This window comes from Diaphorobacter sp. J5-51 (assembly GCF_001023515.1).
Taxonomy (GTDB): Bacteria; Pseudomonadota; Gammaproteobacteria; order Burkholderiales; family Burkholderiaceae_C; genus Diaphorobacter; species Diaphorobacter nitroreducens.
In genome coordinates, this window is sequence record NZ_JSYI01000122.1 from 1 (window position 1) to 26,680 (window position 26,680).

A 26,680-nucleotide genomic window follows, 5' to 3' on the forward strand; every position below is an offset into this window, starting at 1 on the left:
CCGGTGACCTTGTAGCACTTACGCATTCGAGTTATTCAGGGCATCCTTAGAGGCTTTTGCGGCTCCAGCGCCCGTCCCACGTGCGCTGGCAGCTCCTGTTTTTGCAGCAGCCGTCTTGCGCGGCGGGTATTTGGATTCGCGCTGCTCGAACTCGAAGTTGACCTTGCCCGCCTCCTTGTCCCAGGCCAGGAAGGCCTTGAACGCGCGGCGCGTGCGCATGCTGACGAACTTGTCCAGCAGGTCGGTCTTGCCGGTGGCCAGCAGTTTTTGCATCTGCGCGCGCTCCACGGGCTGCTGCAGGATGACCTTGCCGCTCTTGAAGGTGCACGACGGCGTGGGCTGCTGGGCGGTGGGCACGGATTTGCTGCACACGTAGTTGCTGCCGTGTTCGTACACGGGCGCGCCGCAGCTGGGGCAGGCACCTAAGCTTTCCTGGCCGGCAAAGTCCACGATCTCGCCCGATTCCTCGGCGTTCTTGTCGTCGCCAAAGTCGAATTCGAGCTTGTAGTTGCCCGCCTCTTCGTCGCGGGCGATGGTGACCTCGGCCACGAAGGGCCAGCCGGCCTTGGAGCGGAAGCCCTCCAGCGGGCCGATGCGGCGGTCGCGCAATAGCTGCTCGGCCTCGGCGGTTTCAAACGTGCGGCCCGCGGGCGACTTGGTGAACGAGAAGCCGCAGCCCTCGCCCGCGCCGTTCGCGCCCGTGCAGGCGTAGCGGCGGTAGTTCTCCTTCACCACGCCGCCGCAGTTGGGGCACGGCGTGGACAGCGTGGCGTAGTCGCCGGGGATGGTGTCGCGGTCGTATTCCTTGGCCTTCTTGACCAGCTTCTCGGTCATGGCCTGGATCTGCTGCATGAAGGCCTCGCGGCTCAGCTGGCCCTTTTCCATTTGCGCGAGCTTGAATTCCCACTCGCCCGTCAGGTCGGCGCGGCACAGCTCCTGCACATCCAGGCCGCGCAGCAGCGTCATGAGCTGGAAGGCCTTGGCGGTGGGGATCAGCTCGCGGCCTTCGCGCAGCATGTATTTTTCGGTCAGCAGGCCTTCGATGATGGCCGCGCGCGTGGCCGGCGTGCCCAGGCCTTTCTCCTGCATGGCTTCGCGCAGTTCGTCGTCGTCGATCTGCTTGCCGGCGCTTTCCATGGCGCCCAGCAGCGTGGCTTCGGAGTAGCGCGCGGGCGGCTTGGTTTTCAGGCCCTTGGCCTCGGCGAACTCGGTGTGGGTCATCTCGCCGGGCTTGACGGGCACCAGCGGCTGGCCCTTGTCGCCAGCCTTGCCGTCTTCGACCTCGTTGGCGGCTTCCTTGCCGTAGATGGCCAGCCAGCCGGGCTTGACCAGCACCTTGCCCTCGGTCTTGAACGAGTGGCCCACCACCTGGCTGATGCGCGTGGTGACCTGGTATTCGGCACTGGGGAAGAACACCGCCATGAAGCGGCGCACCACCAGGTCGTAGAGCTTTTGCTCGGCCTCGGACAGGCCGCTGGGGGCCTGCGTGGTGGGGATGATGGCAAAGTGGTCGCTCACCTTGCTGTTGTCGAAGATACGCTTGGACGGGCGCACGTAGCCGTCGTCCAGCGCCTGCTGCGCGAACGGCGCCAGGTGGCGCATGCCGCTGCCGGCCAGCATGCCGAAGGTCTGCCTGGCCACGGGCAGGTAGTCCTCGGGCAGCGCGCGCGAGTCGGTACGCGGGTAGGTCAGCGCCTTGTGGCGTTCGTACAGGCTTTGCGCCAGGGCCAGCGTGGTCTTGGCGGAGAAGCCGAACTTGCCGTTGGCCTCGCGCTGCAGGCTGGTCAGGTCGAACAGCAGCGGCGATGCCTGGGTGGTGGGCTTGCTTTCCTCAGTGACGGTGGCGGCCTTGCCGCGCACGGCGTCGGCGATGTCCTTGGCCTGGTGGTACGACCAGACGCGGTCGGCGCGGGCCTCGGGGTCGTCGCTCTTCTTCCACTTGGGGTCGAACCACTTGCCCAGGTATTCGCCGGCCTCGGCATGAAAGCCCGCGTGGATTTCCCAGTAGTCGCGGCTGACGAACTTGCGGATTTTTTCCTCGCGCTCCACCACCAGCGACAGCGTGGGCGTCTGCACGCGGCCCACGGTGGTCAAAAAGAACCCGCCGTCGCGCGAGTTGAAGGCCGTCATGGCGCGCGTGCCGTTGATGCCCACCAGCCAGTCGGCCTCGGAGCGGCTGCGCGCGGCGCTGGCCAGGCCCTGCATCTGCTGGTCGCTGCGCAGGTTCTCGAAGCCGTCGCGGATGGCCTGGGGCGTCATGCTCTGCAGCCACAGGCGCTTCACGGGCTTGCCCAGCCCGCCCTTGGCGCCGCCGGCGTACTGCTCGATCAGGCGGAAGATCAGCTCGCCCTCGCGGCCCGCGTCACAGGCGTTCACAAGCTCGGTCACGTCCTTGCGCCTGGCCTGCTTGACCACCGCGTTCAGGCGGCTCTTGGTCTTGTCCACGGGCTTCAGGTCGAAATACGGCGGGATCACCGGCAGATGGGCAAAGCTCCACTTGCCGCGCTTGACGTCGAATTCCTCGGGCGCCTGGATCTCCACCAGGTGGCCCACGGCGCTGGTGACCACGTAGCGCTCATTCTCGAAATGGTCCTCGTGCTTCTCGAACTTGCCGGCAACCGGCGTGAGGGCGCGCACGATGTCCTGCGCCACCGAGGGCTTTTCTGCAATTACCAGTGTTTTGGTCATTTTGTGGGTCTCTTACGCCATACCGCGCCCTGCTGGCGCTTCTACAATCCGCCTCACACGCGCGCACGCGCACGCATGTGTGCACACATTCAAAGTAACAGAGTTTCCCCATGCCCCGCACCGCTTCCACCGCTGCCCCCATGCCCGCCGCCGGTCGGCGCATCCAGACCCGGCGCTCGGGCGTGCATGGCAAGGGCGTGTTCGCCGTGCAGGACATTGCCGAGGGCGAGGTCCTCGTCGAGTACACGGGCGAGGTCATCAGCTGGCAGGAAGCCCAGGACCGCCACCCGCACGACCCCGCGCAGCCCAACCACACCTTCTACTTCCACGTGGATGAAGACCGCGTGATCGACGCAAAGTTCGGCGGCAATTCCTCGCGCTGGATCAACCACAGCTGCGACCCCAACTGCTTTGCCGACGAGCGCGATGGCCGCATCTTCATCACCGCGCTGCGCAACATCCGCGCGGGCGAGGAACTGAACTACGACTACGGCCTGATCATCCAGGAGCGCTACACCAAGAAGCTCAAGGCCGAATACCCCTGCTGGTGCGGCAGCAAGAATTGCCGCGGCACGCTGCTGGCGCCCAAGCGCGGCTGGGCGCCGCCGGGCCTGGCACCCCAACCTCCCACCGAAAAAGCCGGGAAGGCCCCAAAGACCCGCAAGGCCGAGGAAGCCAAAGGCAGCGGCAAAGCCGGCAAGCCCGCCAAATCCGCGAAACCCCGCCAGGGCCGCAGGAGCGCCCAGCGGTGAGCCCCGCCGCCACCCCCGTGCGCTGGCCGGCCGAGGCCCTGTGGGAGGCGATTGCGCCGCTGCTGCCCGGCTTCACCGTAGAGGTCTTGCCCAGCATCGACTCCACCAACAGCGAGCTCATGCGCCGCGCGCGCGACGGCCGGCTGGAGCCCACGCTGCTGGTGACGGAGGAGCAGACCGCCGGCCGCGGCCGCCTGGGGCGCGACTGGCACAGCGCCGCCACCTACCGCGACACCGGCGTGGTGCCCGCGCTCACGTTTTCGCTGGGCCTGCCGCTGGCGCCGCACGACTGGTCGGGCCTGTCGCTGGCCGTGGGCGTGAGCGTGGCGCAGGCGCTGCAGCCCGTCCTGCCCTCCGAAGGCAGCGGGCACCCGCGCATCCTGCTCAAGTGGCCCAACGACCTGTGGCTCCAGGATGGGCGCAAGCTCGGCGGCATTCTGGTGGAGACGGCCACCGTGACCGCGCCCGGCGCGGCCGTGCCGCCGCTGGTGGCGGGCCAGAGCCGCTACGTGGTGGTGGGCATCGGGCTGAACGTGTTGCCCGTGCTGGCCGACGGGCTGCGCACGCCCCCCGCGTGCCTGCGCGAGGTGGACACCACGCTCACCGCGGCCAGCGCGCTGCAGCGCATCGCGCCGCCGCTGGTGCATGCGCTGCTGGGTTTTGCCGAGCATGGTTTCGCCCCGTTCCAGGCGCGCTTTGCACAGCGCGATCTGCTGGCCGGGCGCGCCGTCACGCTGAGCGACGGCACGCAGGGAACGGCCCACGGCGTGACCGAGGACGGCACGCTGCTGGTGCACACCGCGCGCGGCATGCAGCCCGTCACCAGCGCCGAGATCAGCGTGCGCCCGCAATGACCGCCGCGCCGCGTTCCCCGCGTTTTTTGCGCGCCCCCGCACCCTGAAGGACTGAGCCATGCTGCGCCTTGCCGTCGTGCTTCTGCTGCTGGCCAACGCCGGCTACTACGCCTGGTCGCAAGGGCTGCTGCGCGGCTGGGGCCTGGCGCCGGTGGATGAGTCCGAGCCGCAGCGCATGGAGCAGCAGATCGCCCCGCAGAACCTGCGCCTGCTGCCTCAGGGCAGCAAGGGGGCCGCGTCATCCGCGGCACCGGCGGGCCCGGCGTCTTCCGCGCCGGCCTCCGCACCCGCTGCCAGCGGGGCGGCGGCGTCCCCCGCAACCGCCGCCGCGCCCGCGGAGCCCCCGGCCTGCCTGCAGGCGGGCGTGTTCGACGCGCGCCAGGCCGACGCGCTGCGCCAGGCGGCGGCCGTCTTGCCCGAGGGCAGCTGGACCCTGGAGCCCACGCCGATCACGGGCCGCTGGATGGTGTACATGGGGCGCTTTCCCGACGAAGAAGCGGTGGCCAAGAAGCGCGCCGAGTTGCGCACGCTCAAGATCCCCTACGACCGGCCCGGCGCGGCACTGGAGCCGGGGCTGTCGCTGGGACGCTTTTCCACCGAGGAGGCCGCGCAGCGCGGCATGGCCCTGCTGGCCAACCAGGGCGTGCGCACCGCGCGCGTGGTGCAGGAGCGCGCCGACGCGCCCGGCTTCATGCTGCGCCTGCCGGCCGTGAACGACACGCTGCGCACACGCCTGGACACCACGCTGCAGCCGGCGCTGGCCGGCAAGACGCTGCGCCCCTGCGCCTGATCCCTGGCACGCCGCCGGCGCGGTTTGCCGACCGCGGTGGCCTGCGCGGCATGGCGCGCGGCAGCCTTGATGGATGGCGGCCTTCGCACCGGCAGCGCTGCTGCCGGCCCGCCGTCAGCCGTCAGCCCGCGTCGAGGCTGATCTGCGCGAAGCGGCTCACGCGCCGCATCTTGTCCACTTCCTTCTGGATCTGGGCCCCGAATTCCGCGGGCAGCGAGCCCGAGGGGAACAGCCCGTGGTCGGCCAGCGCCTTGCGCACGGCGGGCTCCTCCAGCGCCTGTGCGACGGCGTCACGGCGCGCGCGGACCACGACGGCGGGCGTGCCGGCGGGTGCCACCAGACCGAACCACGACGGATCGTTGTTGGTGAACAGGCTCAGCTCGGCATAGGTGGGCACCTTGGGCAGCACGGCCAGGCGCTGGTTCCACGACACGGCCAGCGCGCGCAGCTTGCCCGACTGGATGTGCGGCAGCGACGACGCCACCTGGTCGCAGTACACCTGCACCTTGCCCTCCAGCAGGTCGGCCACGGCGGGCGCCGCGCCGCGGAAGGGCACGTGCTTCATGGACGTGCCGGTGGTGCTTTGCAGCAGCTCGGCCCACATGTGGCCGATGGTGCCCGCACCGGGCGTGGCATAGGTGATCTTGCCCGGCTGGCTCTTGAGCAGCTTGATGAACTGCTCGAAGTTTTGTGCCGGCACGCTGGGGTGCACCACCAGCACGCCCGGAGCCTTGACGATCTCGGTCACCGCCGCAAAGTCCTTGATCGCGTCATAGGGCAGCTTCTTGTACACGGCGGGGTTCACGCCATGCGTGGAGAGCGTGGCCACGCCCAGCGTCATCCCGTCGGCCGCGGCCTTGGCCACCGCCTGCATGCCGGTGGCGCCGCCCGCGCCGGGCAGGTTGTCCACCTTCACGGGCATGCCGAGGATGCGCGACAGCGGCCCGGCCAGCACACGCGCGGTGATGTCGGTGGCGCCGCCCTGCGGGAAGGGGACCACCAGCCGCAGGGTGCTGCTGGAGGCCTGGGCACTCGCCAGGCCGGGGATGGCGCCAGCGGCCGCCAGTGTCAGGATGTCTCTACGCTGCATGCAATGCTCCCTCAAGGTTGGTCTTTGGTAACAAACCATTCTGGTAACCCCGCGGGCCGCTGAACAATGAGCATTGCGACACATCTCATTTCAATGCGGAATGCACTGCCGGCGCACACCGCGGCAGCGCCCGGTGGCCGTAGGGAAGAAATCCCGCATTCACCCTTGCCTGGTAAGCGCCAGCAGCTATGTTTTTTATCGCTACTGGCCTGCACAAGCGCGTGGAATGACAAAGGCCCGTCCATGGGAACGGGCCTTGCGTTGGGAACCTCGGTACAGCCGCGGGCCCCTTCGCGGCCGAGGCCGCCGCCTGAATGCCGCCGCCAGCGGTCAGCCGCGCGGGTCGGTCGCCAGCAGAGACTCCACCAGCGCGCGCAGGTCGGCGCGCAGCCGGTCGAACCCTGCCGGCAGGATGTCCAGCGTCTGCTCGTCCATGTAGAGCTTGCGGTTGATCTCCACCTGGATGCTGTGGCGATGCTGCGCCGGGTTGCCGTAGCGGCGCACCAGTTCCACACCCTTGTAGGGATGGTTGTAGTCCACGCTGTAGCCGCGCTCGCGCAGGAACGCGCAGATCTGCTGCGACAGCGCCGGGCTGGCGGTGGCCCCGTCGCGGTCGCCCACCACGAAGTCGGCATGGTGCAGGCCCGGGTAGAGCGTGGCATGGCTGGCGGCCACGGCGGGCATGGAGTGGCAGTTGAGGTGGATGCTGTAGCCATGGCGCGCGTGGGCGGCGTCGATCTCGGCCGCCACCGCCGCGTGGTAGGGCCGCCAGCAGCGCTCGATGCGCGCACGCACCTCGTCCACGCCCAGCGGGCGGTCGTAGATGGGCTCGCCCTCGTCGGTGAACTTCCAGATCAGCCCCTTGCCCAGGCGCACCTTCTGCAGCACCACGGGGTCGGTGGTGACCGGGTCGGGCCAGGGCGCGTCCAGCAGGGTGGCGTCCAGTTCGGTAGTGTCGCGGTTGGCGTCCAGGTAGATGCGCGGGAAATGCGCCTCCACCCAGCCCACGCCCAGCCCGGGCGCGAAGGCGTAGAGCTTTTCGACGTGGGTGTCCTCCGCACGGCGCAGCACGGGCAGGTCCAGCGCAGCGCGGAAGTCGGCGGGGTAGACGGTGCCGCTGTGCGGCGAATCCAGCACCAGGGGCGTGCGCCCCGCGATGCGGGAGACCATGCGTGCGGGTGACGCAGCGGGCGGCGCCGCAGGGGCGCCGGCTGCGCCGGGCTCGGCCTGCAGGTACTGGCTGTGGATCAGTTTCAGCACTGCTTGCATAGGCACACTCCGTGGAAATCAATCCAGTTTGATCTTGGCATAGGCTGCCACCTGTTTCATCTTGTCAATTTCACGCGCGATCTGCGCGGAGAACTCGGCGGGCGTGGTGCCCGACGCATACAGCCCCTGGGCCGCCAGGCGATCGCGCACCGCCGGCTCCTTGAGGGCCTGGGCCACGGCCTGTTGCACGCGCTGCACCTGGGCCGCGGGGGTGGATTTGGGCGCCACCAGGCCGAACCACGACGCATCGTTGGCCTGCTTGTAGCCCAGCTCGGCATAGGTGGGCACGTCGGGCAGCACGGCCAGGCGTTCGTGCCAGGACACGGCCAGGGCCTTGAGCTTGCCGGCCTTCACGTGCGGCAGCGACGAGGCCACCTGGTCGAAGTACACCGGCACCTGGCCGCCCAGCACGTCGTTGGTGGCCGGACCCGCACCGCGGTAGGGGATGTGCACCATGCTGGTGCCCGTGGCGCTCTTGAACAGCTCACCCCACATGTGGCCGATGGTGCCGTTGCCCGGCGTCGCGTATTCCACCTTGCCGGGATGGGCCTTCAGGTGCTTCACGAGGTCGGCGAAGTCCTTGACGGGCAGCACCTTGGGGTTGACCACGATGATGCCGGGCGCCTTGACGATCTCGGTCACGCCGACGAAGTCCTTGATGGGGTCGTAGGGCAGCTTGCCCAGCACGGCCGGGTTCACGCCGTGGGTGGACAACGTGGCCACGCCGAAGGTCAGCCCGTCGGTGGCGCGCGCCACCTCGGCCATGCCGATGGAGCCGCCCGCGCCGGCCTTGTTCTCGATCACCACCGGCTGGCCCAGCAAGCGCTGCAGGGGTTCCTGCAGCGAGCGGCCGGCAATGTCGGTAGCGCCGCCCGGCGGGAAGGGCACGACGATGCGCAGGGGACGGCTGTTGTCCTGGGCGAAGGTCATTCCAGAAACTACAGAGGTAACCGCCAGCGCGGCAATCAGTTTGCGACGTTGCATGGACTCACTCCTTTGATGGTGCACGAAAGATAAACGAAGGGGTGCGGACGGAAAAGCAATAGCTGTGCCTGTTATCATTCCATTGTGGAATGTTTTGATCGGCAAATCCCATGATCCTGCGCCGCCTTCACCCGCCGCTGCATCTGCTGCGGGCGTTCTGTACCGTGGCCCGCTTCGGGGGCATCTCGCGCGCGGCCGAGGCGCTGCACCTCACCCAGAGCGCGGTGAGCAAGCAGGTGCAGGAGCTGGAGCGCTGGGTGGGCGTTGCGCTGTTCGAGCGCAGCCGCAAGCGCCTGTCGCTCACGCCCGCCGGTGAGCGCTACGAAAAGGCCGTGAGCGCCCTGCTCGCCCGCCTGGAGGCGGCCACGCTGGAGCTGATCACCAGCGGTGACGAGGGCGGCGCGCTGCACCTGTCGGTGCTGCCCACGCTGGCCGCCAAGTGGCTGATTCCGCGCCTGCCGCAGCTGCGTGCGCAGCACCCGCAGATCACGCTGCACTTCGTGCCCTACGTGCACGGCTACGACTTTGCCGACCCCGAGCTGGACTGCTCCATCCTGTTCGGCGACGGGCATTGGCCGGGCGCACGCGCGCACTACCTGACGGGCAACGACGTGGCCCTGATCGGCCCGCGCGCCGGGCTGGCCGGCGCGCCGCCCCTGCACAGCCCGCAGGACGTGGCACGCCACACGCTGCTGCGCCACGTGAGCGTGCCCGGCGCCTGGCAGCACTGGGCCGAGGCGCACGGCGTGAACGGCCTGGACCCGCTGGCCGGCCCGCAGTTCGACCAGTTCCAGACCATCATCCGCGCGGTGTCGGTGGGCATGGGCCTGGCCCTGGTGCCGCGCTGCCTGGTGCAGGACGAGATTGCCGCCGGCACCGTCACCGAGCCGCTGCCCGGCGGCGGCTACACGAGCGACCTGGGCTACTGGCTGTGCTACCCCGAGTCGCGTGCGCAGCTGGCCACGCTGGTGCGCTTTCGCGACTGGCTGCTGGCGCTGGCGGACCCCGCGGCGGGCACGGCCGCACCGGCTGCTTGAATCGACCTCAAAATGACCTCCAGCGCTTGCCCATCAAGCGCGAGCAGCTATTTGATCGATAGCATCGGACAGCGGCGGCGCTATGGCCCCGATTCGCGTGCCGTGAACCGCACGCTGAAGCGCGCGCCGGGCATGGCCGCGCCGGGGCGCACGTCTTCCAGTTCCACCTCGGCGCCGTGCTGGCGCGCGATCTCGCGCACGATGGGCAGGCCCAGGCCGGAGCCGTCGGCGTCCGTCCCCAGCGCGCGGTAGAAGGGCTGGAAGACCAGTTCGCGCTCAGCCTCGGGCACGCCGGGCCCCGAGTCCTCCACCTGCAGCAGCAGCACATGGCTGAACGGGTCGGGCAGCACGCGCGCGGTGATCACGCCGGGCTGCTGCGCGCTGGATGGGGTGTAGTTGATGGCGTTGTCCACCAGGTTTCGCACCAGTTCCTTCAGCAGCGTGGGGTTGCCGTCCATCCACACGCCATTGGTGCCGGGCTCGGCGCCGTCGTAGCCCAGGTCGATGTGCTTGTCCATGGCGCGCGGCACGCTGCCCTCCACCACCTCGATCACCAGCCGCGCCAGGTCCAGCGGCTGGCGCTGCACCACGGCGCTGCCGCCCTCGGCCCGCGCCAGCGCCAGCAACTGGTTGACGGTGTGCGTGGCGCGGATGGACGAACGCCCGATCTGCTTGAGCGACTGCTTGAGCTCCTCGGTGCTGGTGCCCTCGCGCTGCGCCAGGTCGGCCTGCATGCGCAGCCCGGCCAGGGGGGTCTTGAGCTGGTGCGCGGCGTCGGCCAGGAAGCGCTTTTGCGTGGCCATGGATTCCGACAGGCGGCGCAGCAGGTCGTTCACCGAATCCACCAGCGGCGCCACTTCCATCGGCACGGCCTTGTGGTCCAGCGGCGAGAGGTCGTCAGGCTTGCGCGCGCGGATGCGCTCCTCCAGCTGGTGCAGCGGCTTGATGCCGCGCGCCAGCGCCAGCCAGACTAGCAGCACCGCCAGCGGCAGGATGACGAACTGCGGCAGCATCACGCCCTTGATGATCTCGGTGGCCAGCACGCTGCGCTTGGCGCGTGTCTCGGCCACCTGCACCAGCGCGGCGGGCGCGTCGGGCAGCGGCACGCGCACCCAGATGTAGGCCACGCGGATGTCGATGCCGCGCAGCTCGGCGTCGCGCAGCCGCACCTCGCCGGAGAACACCCGCTCCTCGGGCGGCGGCAGGGGCAGGTCGCGCTCGCCCGAGAGGTATTCGCCCGTCGGCGAGATGAGCTGGTAATAGACGATGTCGGACTCGTCGGCGCGCAGGATCTCGCTGGCGGGCTGGGGCAGGTTGAACAGCACCTTGCCGTCGTGCACCGTGACGAGCTGCGCCAACGCATGGGCGTTGTACTCCAGCGCGCGGTCGAAGGGCTTGTTGGCCAGGCCCTGGGCCACCAGCCAGGTCAGCGCCAGGCTCACCGGCCACAGCAGCAGCAGCGGCGTGAGCATCCAGTCCAGGATTTCGCCGAAGAGGGAGCGCTGCTCGCGCTGGAAGATTTTCAAGGTGGTGGGTGTTTTTGGCCGCTAGCGCTTATGTATCAAGCGCAAGCAGCTATCAATAACAGAGCATCCACGGGTCCCGTCAGCCGGGGATCTTTTCCAGGCAGTAGCCCAGGCCGCGCACGGTGGCGATGCGGATCGGCCCGCGCTCGATCTTCTTGCGCAGGCGGTGGATGTAGACCTCGATGGCGTTGTTGCTCACCTCCTCGCCCCACTCGCACAGGCGCTCCACCAGTTGCTCCTTGCTCACCAGGCGGCCGGCGCGCTGCAGCAGCACCTCCAGCAGGCCCAGCTCGCGCGCGGACAGCTCCACCATCTTGCCGTCGATGGTGGCCACGCGGCCCGCCTGGTCGTACACCAGGGGCCCGTGGCGGATGGCGCTGCTGGTGCCGCCCATGCCGCGGCGCGTGAGCGCACGCACGCGCGCCTCCAGCTCCGACAGCGCGAACGGCTTGGCCATGTAGTCGTCGGCGCCCAGGTCCAGGCCCTTCACGCGCTCGTCCACGCTGTCGGCCGCCGTGAGGATCAGCACCGGCAGCGCCGAGCCGCGCCCGCGCAGGCGCTTGAGCACCTCCAGGCCGTGCATCTTGGGCAGGCCCAGGTCGAGGATCAGCAGGTCGAACTCGTTGTTGGTCAGGAGCGCGGTATCGACCTCGGTGCCGCTGGCCACATGGTCCACCACGGCGCCCGAGCCGCGCAGCGTGCGCAGCAGCCCGTCGGCAAGCACCTGGTCGTCTTCGGCGATGAGGATGCGCATGGGGTGTCTCTCCTGGTTGTCGTGCGCCGGCCTGCGCTCTGCCTGAATTTTAGGCCGCCGTGCCCTCGCCGCCGGCATAGGCCTCCAGGCCCAGCGCGACCACCGTGGCCACGTCCTGCCCCACCTCGGCGCGGAACTCGCCCTCGGCCTGCGCCACCGCCGCGCGAAACGCCTGCAGCCACGCCAGTCCCGTGGGCGTGAAGCGCACCAGGCGCGCACGCGCATCGCGCGGATCGGGCTCGCGCGTGACCAGGCCCCAGGCCGCGCACTGCTCCACCAGCGCGGCCATGGACTGCTTGGCCATGCCCGCGCGCTCGGCCAGGTCGGTGAGGCGGTCCCCCTGCAGCGACAGATGCCGCGTGATGTGGATGTGCGCGGCGCTTACCTGGTCGCGCGCCGCGAGGTTGGACAGCGCCAGCGGCACCTGCACGTCGCGCGCCATGAGCTGCAGCACACGCGCATCGAAGCGCCGCATGGCATGGCCCAGCAGGCGGCCCAGGTGGGTCTGGCGCCAGCGGTCGTCGAGGGTGGGGGGAGCGGTCATCCGCACATTGTCAGCCAAACTGACCAAAAATTGATTGGATAACGCATCAACCGCCCATAAACTACTGTTCAAGCATCCAGCCTGTCATTGGAAACAGTTTCCAGGCAGGCACACGATTTCACCGTGACCCCGACCCGAAGGAGCATTCCATGGACGCCACCGTCAAAGGCAACGCAACCGCCGTCAACAGCGAAAAGGCCAAGGCCCTGCAAGCCGCCCTCGCGCAGATCGAAAAGCAGTTCGGCAAGGGCACCATCATGCGCCTGGGCGAGGGCGAGGCCATTGAGGACATCCAGGTGGTCTCCACCGGCTCGCTGGGTCTGGACATCGCCCTGGGCGTGGGCGGCCTGCCGCGCGGCCGCGTGATCGAGATCTACGGGCCGGAAAGCTCGGGCAAGACCACGCTCACGCTGCAGGTCATCGCCGAGATGCAGAAGCAAGGCGGCCAGTGCGCTTTCGTGGATGCCGAGCATGCGCTGGATGTGCAGTACGCCAGCAAGCTCGGCGTTCAGCTCACCGACCTGCTCATCAGCCAGCCGGACACGGGCGAGCAGGCGCTGGAGATCGTGGACAGCCTGGTGCGCTCGGGCGCCGTGGACCTGATCGTGGTGGACTCGGTCGCCGCCCTCACGCCCAAGGCCGAAATCGAGGGCGAGATGGGCGACGCCCTGCCCGGCCTGCAGGCACGCCTGATGAGCCAGGCGCTGCGCAAGCTCACCGCCACCATCAAGAAGACCAACTGCATGGTCATCTTCATCAACCAGATCCGCATGAAGATCGGCGTGATGTTCGGCAGCCCCGAGACCACCACCGGCGGCAACGCGCTGAAGTTCTACGCCTCGGTGCGCCTGGACATCCGCCGCACCGGCACCATCAAGAAGGGCGACGAGGCGATCGGCAACGAGACCAAGGTGAAGGTGGTGAAGAACAAGGTCTCGCCCCCGTTCAAGACGGCCGAGTTCGACATCCTGTTCGGCGAGGGCATCTCGCGCGAGGGCGAGATCATCGACATGGGCGTGAACGCGCGCATCCTGGAAAAGAGTGGCGCCTGGTATGCCTACAACGGCGAAAAGATCGGCCAGGGCCGCGACAACGCCCGCGAGTTCCTGCGCGAGAACCCTGGCCTGGCCGTGGAGATCGAGAACAAGGTGCGCGAAAGCCTGGGCATCGCACTGCTGCCCACGGGCCACGCGAGCCCGGCGGCCGATCTGCCCGAAGACAAGCCTGCGCGCGGCAAGAAGGCCGACAAGACGGGCGAGATCGAGGCGTAACCACGCACCGGGGTTTTTGAACGAAATCTGCCTCCAGCGCTTGACCATCAAGCGCTGGAAGCTCTTTTTTCAATAGCATTCATGGGATTCACCGCCCTCTCCCTCAAGGGCCGTGCGCTGCGCCTGCTTGCCCAGCGCGAGCATTCGCGCAGCGAACTGCAGGCCAAGCTGGCGCGCCACGTGCAGGAGGGCGACGATCTGCCGGCGCTGCTGGACGAGCTGCAGGCGCGCGACTTCATCAATGCAGAGCGCGTGGCCGAGTCCGTGGTGCACCGCCGCGCGGAGCGCTTCGGCACCCAGCGCGTGCTGCAGGAGCTGCGGCGCAAGGGGCTGGACGAGGATTTGGTGCGCAGCACCGCCGCCCAGCTGGCGGGCACCGAACTGCAGCGCGCCCGGGCCGTGTGGCGCCAGCGCTTTGGCGACCAGCCCGCCGACACGCCGCAGGAGCGTGCGCGCCAGATGCGCTTTCTGGCCACGCGTGGCTTCGCCGCCGACGTGGTGCGCCGCGTGGTGCGGGGTGGTGATGAATGGGAATAGAACGGGGCTTGGCGCGCTTCTGTCCAGCGTCAAAGCTATTTCATCCATAGCAGCTGTCGACGCGCAGTCCGCCACCGGTCGCACCCCGCAACGCCGCGCCGTCGTGCAATGCCAGGCCGCGCAATACGCGCGATGGCTTCAGCGCCGCCACGGACATGCCAGAGGCTTGAGGCCCGCGGCGCGGCTGTGCGCAGCCGGCCCCCGTTGTGCGCGTTGGGCCGCGGCGCGACCGCTCAACCCAGCAGGCGCTCCGGGTTGGCGTCCAGCTTGGTGAGCGCATCGCGCGTGGCGCGCAGCGTGAGGCTCTCCTCCTCCTGCGCCACCAGCAGACCCGCCTGCAGGTAGGCCCCCAGCCGGCGCAGCTGGATGAGGTAGCTGCCGCCATCGCGCGTGGCGAACAGGTGCAGTTGCTTGCGCTGGCTGTGCCAGGCGTATTGCACCTGGGTGGACGCGCCGTTGTGGTCCAGCGTGAACCAGGTGCCCAGCGGCAGCTGCTGCGCCCAGGCCACCATGTCGTCCTGCACAGGCGCGCCATTGTCGGCGATGACGTGGATGGACGAGGCGTCGATGCCCAGCAGCAACTCGATGTTGTCCGCACTCAGCGGCATGTCGCCCAGCGCCTCGTCGCCGATGTAGTCCTCCAGGTTCGCCAGGCGTTTGGCCATGGCATCGATGTGCGCCTGCGGGATCGAGGCCGTCTTGGAGAGGAAAGCGTCGGCCAGCGTGTCGGTGATTCCCTTGATCTGTGCGTCCTGCTCGGGCCCCGCCACGCCGATCAGCGCCAGCCCCTGGCGCAGGCTCTGCAGCAGCGCCGGCAGGTTCTGGATGACCAGCGCACGGTCGGCGCGGTTGGGCTTGGCGCCCGCCGCCCACACCAGGTCGGCCGCGGCGCGCTTGAAGGCGGCGGTACTGGCATGCTGGGCCCCGTCGCGCACGGCCGACATCGCCAGCACCTCGGCCCATGTCTTGAACAAGAACTCGCGGATCTCGTCGCGCACCGGCATGTCCTTGAGCAGAGCGCGCAGCTCGATGGTGTACTGGATCGCCAGCGTCTCGCGCTGCTCCACCTGCTGGGCCACGCTGACGATGCGCGAGGTGCCCTGCTTCTCGGTGAGGAATTTGGCGAGGAATTTCTCGAACTCGTCGTGCACCAGCTGGAACACGCGCTGGCCGGTCTCGGGGTACTGCTCGATCACCTGCACGATGCGGCGGATCTCGGCCTCCAGCGCGCTGCCGTTGATGGAGCTGGCGTCAAAGCCCAGCACGCAGGCGCCCATGCGGTCGATGAGCTGGCGCGCGGGGTGCGTGAGGTTGCTGAAGAACTCGGGCTCGGCCAGCGCCACGCGCAGCACCGGCACCTGCAGGCGCGCAAACCACACGCGCACCGAGGGCGGGATGCGGTCTTCGCTCAGGATGCTCTGGAACATCAGCGCCACCACCTCGATGATGGCCTTCTCGCTGGCGGTGCTGGCCTTCTTCTTGAACTCCACGGACCGCTCGCGCACGGCGCTCGCCACGCGGACCACGGCCTGTGGGCTGTAGTCCTCAACCAGCGTGGCCACGTCGCTGTAGTAGCTGTCGGCCGAGACGCGGTGCGCCGCCAGCGCATGGGCCAGCGCCGCGGACGCGGGGGGTGCCTTGACCATGTCGTAGCCCGTAGTGGGCTGCGTGAGCAAGCGCCGCAGCTGCACCATCACGCCCTGGGCGCGCTGGCGCGCGCGCACCAGCGGGCTGCCCATGCCGGCCATCGCCGGCTGCCCGCGCATGCCGGGGGGCGGAGGCATGAAGGCCGACGCCGCCTGGCGCGTGGGGGCAAATTCCGTGGGCCGCCCCAGCGCGGCGCGCGACTGCTGCAATGCCTGCGAGGCCAGCCCCACGGGACCGGACGCGGGCGGCGGCTCGGCGGGGCTGCCGGTGTTGGGGCCGGCGGCCGCGCGGCGCACGCGGGCGCGCAGGTCGTCCTGCGCCACGACGCCCTGTTCGTCGTACAGCTTCACAAGGGCCTGGTACTGCGCCAGCGCCAGCGCCGCCAGTTCGCGCTGCAGCGGGTCGATCACCATCTGCAAATGGTCGCGCTGCAGGCCCACCTCCACCCACTGCTCGACCAGATGCAGGCACAGGGTTTCGGGGCGCAGGATATCGGTGCCGGCCAGCTCACGGCCTTCCAGATGCTGTGTGCGCTGCCGCGCGGAATCGAAAGGAGCGGCCACATGCTCGGTAAGGGTCAGCGCCATGCGCGAGGCGATGATCTTGTTCTCCAGCACGTCGTCACCCAGCAGCTCAAGCCCATCGAACGCCTTGGACGCGTTGAGGGTGCCGCGCCCCGTGACGGGCGGGGGCGCCAGGCTTTCCCGCCAAGCCCGGCCCAGATGTTCCACCCAGGTCTTGCGGTGGGCCTGATGGCCCATCCAGGCATCGCGCCGCAACTGCATGTCGCGCTGCGTGGCGGTCTGCCCCATCAACTCGGTCAGGAAGTCATGGACTGTTTTGTCCAGCGCCGGCAAGCCGGCGCACAGCCCCTCCACGAAACGCTGGCGGGCCAGGTGGGCCAGCCGTCGGTGGGCAGTGGAAGTGGGCGAAAAATCCATAGGGCTCCGATATTAGCCCCAGCCGCTGTCGCGCCCCGGCCTTTGCATCGGCACGCGGACAAGGCGGCTGCGCACGCGCATCGTCAGACCACGGCGCCGGAGTTCGGGTCGGCCGGGTCGCCTTCCTTGCGGGTCGGCGCCTTGACCAGGTCTTCGCGCTTGACGCCCAGCCACATGGCGATGGCCGCGGCAACGAACACCGACGAGTAGATGCCGAACAGGATGCCGATGGTCAGCGCCAGTGCGAAGTAGTGCAGGCTGGGGCCCCCGAAGAAGAACATGGACAGCACCATGGCCTCGGTGGAGGCATGGGTGATGATGGTGCGGCTCATGGTGGAGGTGATGGCGTGGTCGATCACCTCATGCGTGTTGAGCTTGCGGAACTTGCGGAAGGCCTCGCGGATACGGTCGAAGATCACCACCGACTCGTTCACCGAATAGCCCAGCACGGCCAGCACGCCGGCCAGCACCGACAGCGAGAACTCCCATTGGAAGAACGCAAAGAAGCCCAGAATGATGACCACGTCGTGCAGGTTGGCGATCACCGCTGCCACGCCGAACTTCCACTCGAAGCGGAAGGCCAGGTAGATCACGATGCCCAGCACCACCATGCCCAGCGCCATCAGGCCGCTGTGCACCAGTTCTTCGCCCACCTGCGGGCCCACGAACTCGGTGCGCCGCAGCGTGACCTCGGGGTCCTGCGCCTTCAGCGCGCTCAGCACCTGCTCGCTTTGCTGGGCCGAGGTGACGCCCTTTTGCACGGGCAGGCGGATCATCACGTCGCGCGAGGTGCCGAAGTTCTGCACCACCACGTCGGCATAGCCCAGGCCCGCGACGGTGTCGCGCACCTTGGCCGTGTCGGCCGTCTGCGTGTAGGCCACCTCCATGACGGTGCCACCCGTGAACTCCACCGACAGGTGCAGGCCCCGCGTGACCAGGAAGAACACCGCCAGCGCGAAAGTGATGAAAGACACCGCGTTGAGCACCAACGCGTACTTCATGAACGGGATGTCTTTTTTGATGCGGAAAAACTCCATGGTTTTCCCCTTTCTTAGTTGCTGTTGCCGCGGGCAGCCACCGAGCGGTGCTCATCGCCCTCGGGCTTCCACACCTGGCCGATGGACACGCTCTTGAGCTTCTTCTTGCGGCCATACCAGAGGTTGACCAGGCCACGCGAGAAGAACACCGCCGAGAACATGCTGGTCAGGATGCCGATGCAGTGCACCACGGCAAAGCCGCGCACCGGCCCCGTGCCGAAGGCCAGCAGCGCCAGGCCCGCAATCAGCGTGGTGACGTTGGAGTCCAGGATGGTGGCCCAGGCGCGCTCGTAGCCCGTGGCGATCGCCGCCTGCGGGGCCACGCCAGCGCGCAGTTCCTCGCGGATGCGCTCGTTGATCAGCACGTTGGAGTCGATGGCCACGCCCAGCGCCAGGGCCATGGCGGCGATGCCGGGCAGGGTCAGCGTGGCCTGCAGCATCGACAGGATGGCGATCAGCAGCAGCACGTTCACGCCCAGCGCGATCGTGGAGAACACGCCGAACAGCCTGTAGTACACGCACATGAAGGCCGCGATGGCCACCATGCCCCAGACCACCGACTGGATACCCCGTTCGATGTTGTCGGCACCCAGGCTCGGGCCGATGGTGTATTCCTCGATGATCTCCATGGGCGCGGCCAGCGAGCCGGCGCGCAGCAGCAGTGCGGTGTCGTTGGCCTCGGCCGTGGTCATGCGGCCGGAGATCTGCACGCGACCACCGCCAATCTCGCTGCGGATCACGGGCGCGGTCACCACCTCGCCCTTGCCCTTTTCGAACAGCACGATGGCCATGCGCTTGCCCACGTTCTCGCGCGTGATGTCCTTGAAGATGCGCGAGCCCTTGGCGTCCAGCGTGAGGTTCACGGTGGGCTCCTGGGTCTGGCCGTCGAATCCTGGCTGCGCGTCGGTGAGGTTCTCGCCGGTCAGCACGACCTGCTTCTTCACGATCACGGCCTGGCCGTTGCGGTCCAGGTATTTCTCGGTACCGAACGGCACGGGGCCCGTACCCATTTCGGCGGCGCGCGCCTCGGTGCCCTCGTCCACCATGCGCACTTCCAGCGTGGCGGTGCGGCCCAGGATGTCCTTGGCCTTGGCCGTGTCCTGCACGCCGGGCAGCTGCACCACGATGCGGTCCAGGCCCTGCTGCTGGATCACGGGCTCGGCCACGCCCAGTTCGTTGATGCGGTTGTGCAGTGTGACCATGTTCTGCTTCAAGGCCTGCTCTTGCACCTTGCGCAGGGCCTCGGGCTTGATGGTGGCGCGCAGGCGCATACCGTCGCCGTCGGCGCTGCTCACGACCGCCAGGTCCGGGAACTGGTCGGCGATCAGGTTGCGTGCCGCCGTGAGCGTGGCCTCGTCGCGCACGCGGATGTCCACGGCCTGCCCTTCGCGGCCGATGCCGCCGTGCCGGATGTTCTTCTCGCGCAGCGCGCTGCGCAGGTCGCCTGCGTACGACTCGATCTTCTTCGTGATCGCCGCCTGCATGTCCACCTGCAGCATGAAGTGCACGCCGCCGCGCAGGTCCAGGCCGAGGTACATGGGCCGTGCATGCAGCGCGGTGAGCCAGTCGGGCGAGCGCGACACGAGGTTCAGCGCCACGATGTAGGAAGGATCGCTCGGGTCGGGGATCAGGGCCTTCTCGATCGCGTCCTTGGCCTTGAGCTGGTTGTCCGGCGTGTCAAAGCGCGCGCGCACCGAGTTGCCGTCGAACACGATGGAGTCCGAGGCCACGTTGGCGGCTTTCAGCGCGTCCTCGACGCGCTGCTGGACCGCGGCGTCGACCTTCAGCGTGGCCTTGGCCGACGACACCTGCACCGCAGGCGCCTCGCCAAAGAAGTTGGGCAGGGTATACAGGGCCCCAATGAGCAACACGATCACCAGGATCGCGTACTTCCAGACCGGATAACGGTTCATGATCGCGCTCTTCAATCCATACGGGGCAGCGGCCGCGGGATGCGGCGCAGCACTGCCCTCATAACAAGGCCCGTAGGCCTACAGCTGGGACGGTTTACTTGACCGTGCCCTTGGGCAGCACCTGGGCCACGGCGCTGCGCTGCACCTGCACCTGCACGCCAGGCGCAATCTCCAGTTGCAGGTAGCCTTCGCTCAGGCCCGCCACCTTGCCCAGCAAGCCGCCGGCCGTGGCCACTTCGTCGCCCTTGGCCAGCGCGTCGATCATGGCGCGGTGCTCTTTCTGGCGCTTCATCTGGGGACGGATCATGATGAAGTACAGCACCACGAACATCAGCACCAGCGGCAGCATGCTGGTGAGCGATCCCATCAGGCCGGCCTCGGCGGCTGCGGCGGGGGCGGTCTGTGCAAAGGCAGAAGAAATCAACACGGGAAGGACTCCACTGGTAGTAATAGGTGCAAAGGGGCTCCGCCGGGAGGCGCCAGGGCCTGCGGGCGGTGAGCCGGCCATTGTATGCGGGGGGCTGCCGGCCAGGGCTGCGCGCACCGGCGGCCGGCGGGCTGCGGGCGCCCTCTGGAATTCAGTATCAAAACACCTTGCAACGCCCGTCCAGTGAGCGCCAGCAGCTATCACATATATAGCATAAAGCCCCGGACCAGGGGCGGTTAATGCATCGGATGCGACGCGCCCATCGTCGGCCTGGGCCTACGCCGGCGCCTGGCAGGGCTTCGTAGCATGCCTGTGTGCCGCCCGCGGCGGCCGGCGCCGCGCCGCGGCCCCTTCTCTCCCACCCCCCGTGTCAAGAAAGGAAACGCTTTCCATGGATTTCGCATCGGTATCCGCCTGGCTGGAGACAGAGTGGTTCTGGGGCATGTCCGCTGCCGAAGTATTGGCGGCGGCGGCCACGGCCATGGGCATCTACCTGGCGCTCACGCTGCTGCTGCGCTGGGCCGTCGCGCATGCCGACCGCAAATCCGGCGGCGGCGATGCCGGCGCGGCAAGCCTGCTGGCGCAGGTGCTCGCCGGAACCAGCCGTCTGCTCATCCTGCTGGCGGCACTGCTGGTGGGCACCGGCATGCTGGACCTGCCCGGGCGTTGGCATGACCGTGTGAGCCAGCTCTGGTTCCTGGCCGTGGCGGTGCAGCTGGGGCTGTGGGGCACGCGCGCCATCAGTCTGGGGGTCGAGCGCTACCGGCGCCACCATGGCGCCGCGGGCACGGGGCAGATCAGCGCCTCGGCCACGCTCATGTCCTGGGGGCTGCGCACGCTGGTGTGGGCCACGGTGCTGCTGGCCATCCTCTCGAACCTGGGGGTGAACATCACCGCCTTCGTGGCCAGCCTGGGCGTGGGCGGCATTGCGGTGGCGCTGGCGGTGCAAAGCGTGCTGGGCGATCTGTTCGCCTCCATGGCGATCGCGGTGGACAAGCCCTTCGAGGTGGGCGACTTCATCGTCGTGGGTCCCATCGCAGGCACCGTGCAGCAGGTGGGCGTAAAGACCACGCGCATCCGCGCCCTGAGCGGGGAACAGGTGGTGATGAGCAACACCGAGCTGCTCAAGCAGACCATCAACAACTATCGCCACATGCGCGAGCGCCGCATCGTGTTTGGCTTTGGCGTGGCGCAGGACACCTCGCCCGCGCAGGCGCAGGCCCTGGCACAAGCGGTGCGCGACATCATCGAGGCCGAACCGCAACTGCGCTTCGACCGCGCGCATTTCAAGGGATTTGGCGCCAGCTCGCTCGATTACGAAGTGGTCTACATCGTCAAAGACCCGGACTACAACCTCTACATGGACCTGCAGCAGCGCATCAACCTGGCGTTGCTGGGCCGGCTGCAGGCGCTGGGCATGCGGCTGGCGGTGCCGGTCAGCCGCGTGCAGCTGGCCGACCCGCCGGCCGGGCAAGAAGGCCCGTCCAGTGCGGCCGGCATGCCCATTCCTCAAAACGCGTGAACGACCGCGTTGCCCTCGGGCAGGGGCAGGCGGCGACGGGCGGGCTCAGAAGGAATGGGCGGGCATGACAGACCCGCCCACCGTCTCAGGCCACTTGGCGGGGCGCACCCGCGTGTGGGGCGCGCCAGCGGTCCATGAGCGCGAACCACTTCTTGCGCGCGGCCTGCAGGTGGCGCTCCTTCACATGGCCGTAGCCGCGGATGTCCTCAGGGATACGCGCGATCTCCACCGCCAGCGCCAGGCGCTCGGCCGTCAGGCCCTTCAGTAGTTCCTCGATGCAGGCGCGGTATTCGCGGATCAGCGCGCGCTCGGTCTTGCGCTCCTCGGTCCGGCCGAAGACATCGAGCGCCGTGCCGCGCAGCCCCTTCATGCGAGCCAGCACGCCGAAGGCCTTGCGCACCCAGGGCCCGTAGCTTTGCTTGACCAGCTCGCCCTTGTCGTTGTGCTTGGCCAGCAGTGGGGGCGCCAGGTGGTGCACCAGCTTGTAATCGCCTTCGTACATCGCGGCGATCTTGTCGGTGAACGCCTTGTCGGTGTGCAGCCGCGCCACTTCGTACTCGTCCTTGTAGGCCATCAGCTTGAACAGGTAGCGCGCCACCGCCTCAGTGAGGCGCGTGCCCTGGCCCAGTGAATCCTCGGCCGCGCGCACCTTGTCCACGAAGGCCTGGTACTCGGCCGCATAGGCGGCGTTCTGGTAGCCCGTGAGGAAGTCCACACGCTTGGCGACCATCTCGGCCAAGCCGGGCTTCTTCACGAACTGGATCACCTGCGCGGCCTGGAACAGCGCCTGCACCTCGGCCAGGTTGTGCGCGCAGCGGCGTCCCCATTCGAAGGCGGCCTTGTTGTTCTCCACCTGTACGCCATTGAGCTCCATGGCGCGCATGAGCGCGGCGTGGGACAGCGGCACGCGGCCCTTCTGCCACGCATAGCCCAGCATCAGCGGGTTGGTGTAGATGCTGTCACCCAGCAACTGGCTGGCCACCTGCTCGGCGTCGAACACGCCCAGCAGCTCGGCGCCCACGGCCTGTGCGATGGCGGCCTCGCAGCCGTCAGCCGGGAACTGCCAATTGGGGTTGTGCACAAAGGCCGCGGCCGGTGTGCCGTGGCTGTTGAGGGCCACGAATGTGCGCCCCGGCTGCATGGCGGCCAACGTGGCCTTGTTCGCGGCAACGATGGGGTCGCAGCCGATCACCAGGTCCGCCTTGGCCGTGTCCACCTTGGTGGTGTGGATGGCCTCGGGGCGGTTGGCGATCTGCACATGGCTCCAGGTGGAGCCGCCCTTTTGCGCCAGGCCCGCCGCGTCCTGCGTGATGACGCCCTTGCCCTCCAGGTGCGCGGCCATGCCCAGCAGGGACCCGATGGTGATCACGCCCGTGCCGCCCACGCCAGCCACGACGATGCCCCACGCGGCTTCGGCCGCCGGCAGCACCGGCTCGGGGATGGGCGCCATCGTGGACAGGTCGCCCTTCTTCTCCTTCTTGGGTTTCTTGAGCTGGCCGCCCTCGACGGTGACGAAGCTCGGGCAGAAGCCCTTCACGCAGGAATAGTCCTTGTTGCAGGTGCTCTGGTTGATGCGGCGCTTGCGGCCGAACTCGGTCTCCACCGGCTCCACCGACAGGCAGTTGGACTGCACCGAGCAATCGCCGCAGCCCTCGCACACCAGCTCGTTGATGACCACGGTCTTGGCGGGTGTGGCCAGCAGGCCGCGCTTCCTGCGGCGGCGCTTCTCGGTCGCGCAGGTCTGGTCATAGATGATGGCCGTGCAGCCTGCGATCTCGCGGAACTCACGCTGGATGCGGTCCAGCTCGTCGCGGTGGAAGACCTCAATGCCCGGCGGCAGGTCGTTGAGCAGCTCGGGGTGGCCGGTGCGCGCGGCGTTGGCCGGGTGCGTGCGGCCGTGGTACTTCTCGGGCTCGTCCGTCACCACCGCCAGCCGGACCACGCCTTCGGCGCGCAGGCTGTGGGCGATCTGCGCCACCGAGTGCCCTTCGGGGCGCTCGCCCACCTGCTGGCCGCCGGTCATGGCCACGGCGTCGTTGTACAGGATCTTGTAGGTGATGTTGGCGCCCGAGGCGATGCTCTGGCGGATCGCCAGCAGGCCGCTGTGGAAGTAGGTGCCGTCGCCCAGGTTGGCGAACACGTGCTTGTCCTTGGTGAACGGCGCCTGGCCCACCCAGGTCACGCCCTCGCCGCCCATCTGCGTGAAGGTGCTCGTGGCGCGGTCGGGCATCCAGTTGGCCATGTAGTGGCAACCAATGCCGGCCACGGCGCGCGAGCCCTCGGGCACGCGGGTGCTGGTGTTGTGCGGGCAGCCGCTGCAGAACCACGGCATGCGCTCGCCGGTGTCGGTCTTCACCTCCAGCAGGCCGCGCTCGCGCGCCTCCACCACGGAGATGCGCGCGTCCATGCGCGCCACGATGTCCTCGGGCACGCCCAGCTTCTTCAGGCGTTTGGCGATCGCCTTGGCGATGATGGCCGGCGTCAGGTCGGCCTTGGGCCGCAGCAGCCAGTTCTGGCTGGGATTGGGCATGCTCCATTCGCCGCCGGAGTTGTCACCCTCGATCTCGTCGAACTTGCCCAGCACGTTGGGACGCACGTCGGCGCGCCAGTTGTAGAGCTCTTCCTTGATCTGGTATTCGATGACCTGGCGTTTTTCCTCCACCACCAGGATCTCCTGCAGGCCCTGCGCGAAATCGCGCGTGATGGTGGCTTCGAGCGGCCACACCACGTTGACCTTGTGCACGCGGATGCCCAGCTGACGGCAGGTGTCGTCGTCCAGGCCCAGGTCCACCAGTGCCTGGCGCGTGTCGTTGTACGCCTTGCCGCTGGCGATGATGCCGAAGCGGTCCTGCGGGCCCTGGATCACGTTGTAGTTGAGCTTGTTGGCGCGGATGTACGCCAGTGCCGCGTACCACTTGTAGTCCATGAGGCGCGCCTCCTGCTCCAGCGGCGCATCGGGCCAGCGGATGTGCAAGCCGCCGGGCGGCATGGTGAAGTCCTCGGGCATGACGATCTTCACGCGGTCGGGGTCCACAGAGATGCTGCTGGACGACTCCACCACCTCCTGGATGGTCTTGAGTCCGGACCACAGGCCCGAGAAGCGGCTCAGGGCAAAGGCGTGCAGCCCCATGTCCAGAATGTCCTGCACGCTGCTGGGGAAGAACACCGGCAGGCCGCAGGCCTTGAAGATGTGGTCGCTCTGGTGTGCCGCCGTGCTGCTCTTGCTGATGTGGTCGTCGCCCGCCACGGCGATCACGCCGCCATGCCGCGCCGTGCCGGCCATGTTGGCATGCTTGAACACGTCGGAGCAACGGTCCACGCCCGGGCCCTTGCCGTACCAGATGCCAAACACGCCGTCGTACTTCTTGGACTGGGGGTAGATGTCCAGTTGCTGCGTGCCCCAGACGGCGGTGGCGGCCAGCTCCTCGTTCACGCCGGGCTGGAAGACCACGTGGTGCTCCGCCAGGTGCTTGCGGGCGCCCCACAGGGCCTGGTCGTAGCCGCCCAGGGGCGAGCCACGGTAGCCGCTCACGAAGCCCGCGGTATTCAGGCCCACGGCGGCATCGCGCTGGCGCTGCAGCATGGGCAGGCGCACGAGGGCCTGCACCCCACTCATGAAAGCGCGGCCGTGGCCCAGCGTGTATTTGTCCTCAAGGGTGACCGTCTCCAGCGCGCGGCGGACGTGTTCGGGCAGCGGGGCATTCATGTCTTGTCTCCGTGGGTTCTGTGATCCGCCGCCTCTGTTGGGCGCGGCGTGCGGGACGGTGCCGTGTGGGCGCCACCCGATCTGCGCAGTGTATGCGCGAGACACCGATATGTGTTTGCTTTGTTTGCCGCGTTTACCCTGATGCGCGAAAGCTTCTTTCTTAAAACAATCCAAAAATGGAAACCTTGGACAAATACGACATCGCCATCCTGCGCGAGCTGCAGGCCGAGGCGCGCCTGACCAACGCCGAGCTGGCGCAACGCGTAGGCCTGTCCGCTGCACCGTGCTGGCGGCGCGTACGCGCCCTGGAGGAAGCGGGCTACATCCACGGCTATCACGCGGAAATCGACCGCCACAAGATCGGCCTGGGCGTACTGGCGTTCGTGCGCCTGGACGCCGAGCGCAACACCGGCGACCTGACGCTGGCCATGGAGCAGGCCATCGCCCAGATCCCCGAGGTGGTCTCATGCCACTACATCAGCGGCACCGGCACCTTCGAGCTGCAGGTGGTGGCACGCGACCTGGACAGCTTCTCGCAGTTCGCACGCACCGTGCTGCTGAACCTGCCCAACGTGAAGGACATGCACACCAGCTTCTCGCTGGGCGAGGTCAAGGCAGGCGGCGCGCTGCCGTTGGCGCACCTGGGCCCGGTGCGGCCCGTGGTGCGTGGCGCCGCAGCGTAGGACCACTCCTAATTCAGTAGCTGGCACCGCTTTCCCTATAAGGGTTTGATCACATTTTCATTGCAACTGGTGCCCAGGCGCCACGATCCCAGCAACCCGCTGAAGCCGCCCGCGCATCGGGGCGGCGTTGTTCCAGCGAGGTCAAACTCCAGCGCGTTCAGGGAACATGTCGCCAACGGCCATCGCGCCTGGCGGTCCTTCTCCTGGTGTCAGGCAGATGGCACACTCGCATTTTTTAGGCACCGCTGGCTGCATGAGCAGTCACACTTGAGCGACGAGCCTCTCGCCCTTTCACCTTCCCATGCAAGACCGCCTGAAATGGACGCAGTCCGCGCTGGTACGAATCCTTCGCCCCGCGGTCAGGCTGGCGTTGGCGATGGGACTGAAGCACGCCCAACTCGAAGAAATCCTGAGGGACCTGCTGCTGGAGGAGGCGCGCCATCTCTGGCGCAGCCAAGGCATTCCCGACCCCAACCTGAGCCAGATCTCGGTCACCACCGGTCTCAATCGCAAGGACGTGACCGCCAGAGTGCGCCAAGTACGCGACCCTTTGCCTGCCACCGAAGGGTCGTCGGCCGCCAAGGCTTTCACGGCCTGGTTGCAGCTGGCCGCCGAGGAGCCCAGCCGGCGCCGCCTTCCTATTGTGGACACCGGCCATGGCCCCTTGTATGGATGCCTCCCGGCAATGAGTAGTAACCCGCATCGCTG

19 protein-coding genes and 2 pseudogenes are annotated in these 26,680 nt (G+C 68.2%); 9 read left to right on the forward strand and 12 right to left on the reverse strand.

Annotation, left to right across the window (positions count from 1 at the left end):
• Positions 1–39 precede the first annotated feature (39 nt).
• Positions 40–2,688, reverse strand: a pseudogene (locus OX89_RS14980) (DNA topoisomerase III); the annotation flags it as partial.
• A 110-nt stretch (positions 2,689–2,798) separates the two neighbouring features.
• Between OX89_RS14980 and OX89_RS14985 the strand changes: the two are divergent.
• Genes OX89_RS14985 through OX89_RS14995 form a run of 3 tightly spaced genes read left to right on the forward strand, consistent with a single transcriptional unit; the run spans position 2,799 to position 5,084 of the window.
• Positions 2,799–3,440, forward strand: a complete 642-nt coding sequence (locus OX89_RS14985; protein ID WP_047351235.1) for an SET domain-containing protein — start codon at positions 2,799–2,801, stop codon at positions 3,438–3,440.
• Positions 3,437–4,294 (forward strand): biotin--[acetyl-CoA-carboxylase] ligase, encoded by an 858-nt coding sequence (locus OX89_RS14990; protein ID WP_047351236.1) that lies wholly within the window; start codon positions 3,437–3,439, stop codon positions 4,292–4,294. The genes OX89_RS14985 and OX89_RS14990 overlap by 4 nt, the downstream gene beginning before the upstream one ends.
• 58 nt (positions 4,295–4,352) lie before the next feature.
• Complete coding sequence (locus tag OX89_RS14995) at positions 4,353–5,084, forward strand: SPOR domain-containing protein (protein WP_047351237.1); 732 nt, start codon at positions 4,353–4,355, stop codon at positions 5,082–5,084.
• Between the two features lie 121 nt (positions 5,085–5,205).
• Here OX89_RS14995 and OX89_RS15000 read toward each other — a convergent pair whose 3' ends face one another.
• The 3 genes from OX89_RS15000 to OX89_RS15010 all read right to left on the reverse strand — a co-directional run bounded on the left by OX89_RS15000 (position 5,206) and on the right by OX89_RS15010 (position 8,427).
• Entirely contained in the window at positions 5,206–6,174 is a 969-nt protein-coding gene (locus tag OX89_RS15000; protein WP_047351238.1) for a tripartite tricarboxylate transporter substrate binding protein BugE, read from the reverse strand.
• A 330-nt stretch (positions 6,175–6,504) separates the two neighbouring features.
• Complete coding sequence (locus OX89_RS15005) at positions 6,505–7,443, reverse strand: N-formylglutamate amidohydrolase (protein ID WP_011807078.1); 939 nt, start codon at positions 7,441–7,443, stop codon at positions 6,505–6,507.
• 18 nt (positions 7,444–7,461) lie between these two features.
• The gene (locus OX89_RS15010) at positions 7,462–8,427 is read right to left on the reverse strand and encodes a tripartite tricarboxylate transporter substrate binding protein (protein WP_011807079.1); all 966 of its coding nucleotides are present in this window, start codon (positions 8,425–8,427) and stop codon (positions 7,462–7,464) included.
• Between the two features lie 110 nt (positions 8,428–8,537).
• On the opposite strand from OX89_RS15010, the gene OX89_RS15015 reads away from it, so the two are divergent.
• Complete coding sequence (locus OX89_RS15015) at positions 8,538–9,464, forward strand: LysR substrate-binding domain-containing protein (RefSeq protein WP_047351239.1); 927 nt, start codon at positions 8,538–8,540, stop codon at positions 9,462–9,464.
• An 80-nt stretch (positions 9,465–9,544) separates the two neighbouring features.
• On the opposite strand, the gene OX89_RS15020 is transcribed toward OX89_RS15015, so the two are convergent.
• From OX89_RS15020 to OX89_RS15030, 3 genes are all read right to left on the reverse strand, one after another.
• Positions 9,545–10,990, reverse strand: a complete 1,446-nt coding sequence (locus OX89_RS15020) for a sensor histidine kinase (RefSeq protein ID WP_047351240.1) — start codon at positions 10,988–10,990, stop codon at positions 9,545–9,547.
• Positions 10,991–11,069: 79 nt separating this feature from the next.
• Entirely contained in the window at positions 11,070–11,744 is a 675-nt protein-coding gene (locus tag OX89_RS15025) for a response regulator transcription factor (protein WP_011807082.1), read from the reverse strand.
• A gap of 49 nt (positions 11,745–11,793) precedes the next feature.
• Positions 11,794–12,288 (reverse strand): MarR family winged helix-turn-helix transcriptional regulator, encoded by a 495-nt coding sequence (locus OX89_RS15030; protein ID WP_047351241.1) that lies wholly within the window; start codon positions 12,286–12,288, stop codon positions 11,794–11,796.
• A 149-nt stretch (positions 12,289–12,437) separates the two neighbouring features.
• Between OX89_RS15030 and recA the strand changes: the two genes are divergently transcribed.
• Positions 12,438–13,559 (forward strand): recombinase RecA, encoded by a 1,122-nt coding sequence (gene recA, locus OX89_RS15035; RefSeq protein ID WP_011807084.1) that lies wholly within the window; start codon positions 12,438–12,440, stop codon positions 13,557–13,559.
• 81 nt (positions 13,560–13,640) lie between these two features.
• Positions 13,641–14,096 (forward strand): recombination regulator RecX, encoded by a 456-nt coding sequence (gene recX / locus OX89_RS15040; RefSeq protein ID WP_011807085.1) that lies wholly within the window; start codon positions 13,641–13,643, stop codon positions 14,094–14,096.
• A 233-nt stretch (positions 14,097–14,329) separates the two neighbouring features.
• On the opposite strand, the gene OX89_RS15045 is transcribed toward recX, so the two are convergent.
• The 4 genes from OX89_RS15045 to yajC all read right to left on the reverse strand — a co-directional run bounded on the left by OX89_RS15045 (position 14,330) and on the right by yajC (position 20,061).
• Positions 14,330–16,684 carry a DUF1631 family protein gene (locus OX89_RS15045; RefSeq protein ID WP_047351242.1) on the reverse strand — a complete coding sequence of 785 codons (2,355 nt, stop codon included), beginning with the start codon at positions 16,682–16,684 and terminating at the stop codon, positions 14,330–14,332.
• 83 nt (positions 16,685–16,767) lie between these two features.
• Positions 16,768–17,721, reverse strand: a complete 954-nt coding sequence (secF, locus tag OX89_RS15050; protein ID WP_047351243.1) for a protein translocase subunit SecF — start codon at positions 17,719–17,721, stop codon at positions 16,768–16,770.
• A gap of 14 nt (positions 17,722–17,735) precedes the next feature.
• Positions 17,736–19,634: a protein translocase subunit SecD gene (gene secD / locus OX89_RS15055; protein WP_047351244.1), complete on the reverse strand. Its 1,899-nt coding sequence runs from the start codon at positions 19,632–19,634 to the stop codon at positions 17,736–17,738.
• Between the two features lie 94 nt (positions 19,635–19,728).
• Positions 19,729–20,061 (reverse strand): preprotein translocase subunit YajC, encoded by a 333-nt coding sequence (yajC, locus tag OX89_RS15060; RefSeq protein WP_015914577.1) that lies wholly within the window; start codon positions 20,059–20,061, stop codon positions 19,729–19,731.
• Positions 20,062–20,452: 391 nt separating this feature from the next.
• Between yajC and OX89_RS15065 the strand changes: the two genes are divergently transcribed.
• Positions 20,453–21,583 (forward strand): mechanosensitive ion channel family protein, encoded by a 1,131-nt coding sequence (locus OX89_RS15065; protein ID WP_047351245.1) that lies wholly within the window; start codon positions 20,453–20,455, stop codon positions 21,581–21,583.
• Between the two features lie 85 nt (positions 21,584–21,668).
• Here the strand turns inward: OX89_RS15065 and OX89_RS15070 are convergent, their stop codons facing one another.
• Positions 21,669–25,289 carry an indolepyruvate ferredoxin oxidoreductase family protein gene (locus OX89_RS15070; protein ID WP_047351246.1) on the reverse strand — a complete coding sequence of 1,207 codons (3,621 nt, stop codon included), beginning with the start codon at positions 25,287–25,289 and terminating at the stop codon, positions 21,669–21,671.
• 176 nt (positions 25,290–25,465) lie between these two features.
• Between OX89_RS15070 and OX89_RS15075 the strand changes: the two genes are divergently transcribed.
• Positions 25,466–25,972, forward strand: a complete 507-nt coding sequence (locus OX89_RS15075; protein WP_047351247.1) for an Lrp/AsnC family transcriptional regulator — start codon at positions 25,466–25,468, stop codon at positions 25,970–25,972.
• A 301-nt stretch (positions 25,973–26,273) separates the two neighbouring features.
• Positions 26,274–26,680, forward strand: a pseudogene (locus OX89_RS15080) (hypothetical protein); the annotation flags it as partial.

Excerpts from the sequence above, each read along its gene's own strand:
- OX89_RS15000 (WP_047351238.1), bottom strand. The coding sequence starts at position 6,174 with ATGCAGCGTAGAGACATCCTGACACTGGCGGCCGCTGGCGCCATCCCC.
- OX89_RS15070 (WP_047351246.1), bottom strand. The coding sequence starts at position 25,289 with ATGAATGCCCCGCTGCCCGAACACGTCCGCCGCGCGCTGGAGACGGTC.
- secF (WP_047351243.1), bottom strand. The coding sequence starts at position 17,721 with ATGGAGTTTTTCCGCATCAAAAAAGACATCCCGTTCATGAAGTACGCG.
- OX89_RS15025 (WP_011807082.1), bottom strand. The coding sequence starts at position 11,744 with ATGCGCATCCTCATCGCCGAAGACGACCAGGTGCTTGCCGACGGGCTG.
- OX89_RS15045 (WP_047351242.1), bottom strand. The coding sequence starts at position 16,684 with ATGGATTTTTCGCCCACTTCCACTGCCCACCGACGGCTGGCCCACCTG.
- OX89_RS15075 (WP_047351247.1), top strand. The coding sequence starts at position 25,466 with ATGGAAACCTTGGACAAATACGACATCGCCATCCTGCGCGAGCTGCAG.
- OX89_RS15015 (WP_047351239.1), top strand. The coding sequence starts at position 8,538 with ATGATCCTGCGCCGCCTTCACCCGCCGCTGCATCTGCTGCGGGCGTTC.
- OX89_RS14985 (WP_047351235.1), top strand. The coding sequence starts at position 2,799 with ATGCCCCGCACCGCTTCCACCGCTGCCCCCATGCCCGCCGCCGGTCGG.
- OX89_RS15005 (WP_011807078.1), bottom strand. The coding sequence starts at position 7,443 with ATGCAAGCAGTGCTGAAACTGATCCACAGCCAGTACCTGCAGGCCGAG.
- OX89_RS15010 (WP_011807079.1), bottom strand. The coding sequence starts at position 8,427 with ATGCAACGTCGCAAACTGATTGCCGCGCTGGCGGTTACCTCTGTAGTT.
- recX (WP_011807085.1), top strand. The coding sequence starts at position 13,641 with ATGGGATTCACCGCCCTCTCCCTCAAGGGCCGTGCGCTGCGCCTGCTT.
- OX89_RS15030 (WP_047351241.1), bottom strand. The coding sequence starts at position 12,288 with ATGACCGCTCCCCCCACCCTCGACGACCGCTGGCGCCAGACCCACCTG.
- OX89_RS15065 (WP_047351245.1), top strand. The coding sequence starts at position 20,453 with ATGGATTTCGCATCGGTATCCGCCTGGCTGGAGACAGAGTGGTTCTGG.
- secD (WP_047351244.1), bottom strand. The coding sequence starts at position 19,634 with ATGAACCGTTATCCGGTCTGGAAGTACGCGATCCTGGTGATCGTGTTG.
- recA (WP_011807084.1), top strand. The coding sequence starts at position 12,438 with ATGGACGCCACCGTCAAAGGCAACGCAACCGCCGTCAACAGCGAAAAG.
- OX89_RS14995 (WP_047351237.1), top strand. The coding sequence starts at position 4,353 with ATGCTGCGCCTTGCCGTCGTGCTTCTGCTGCTGGCCAACGCCGGCTAC.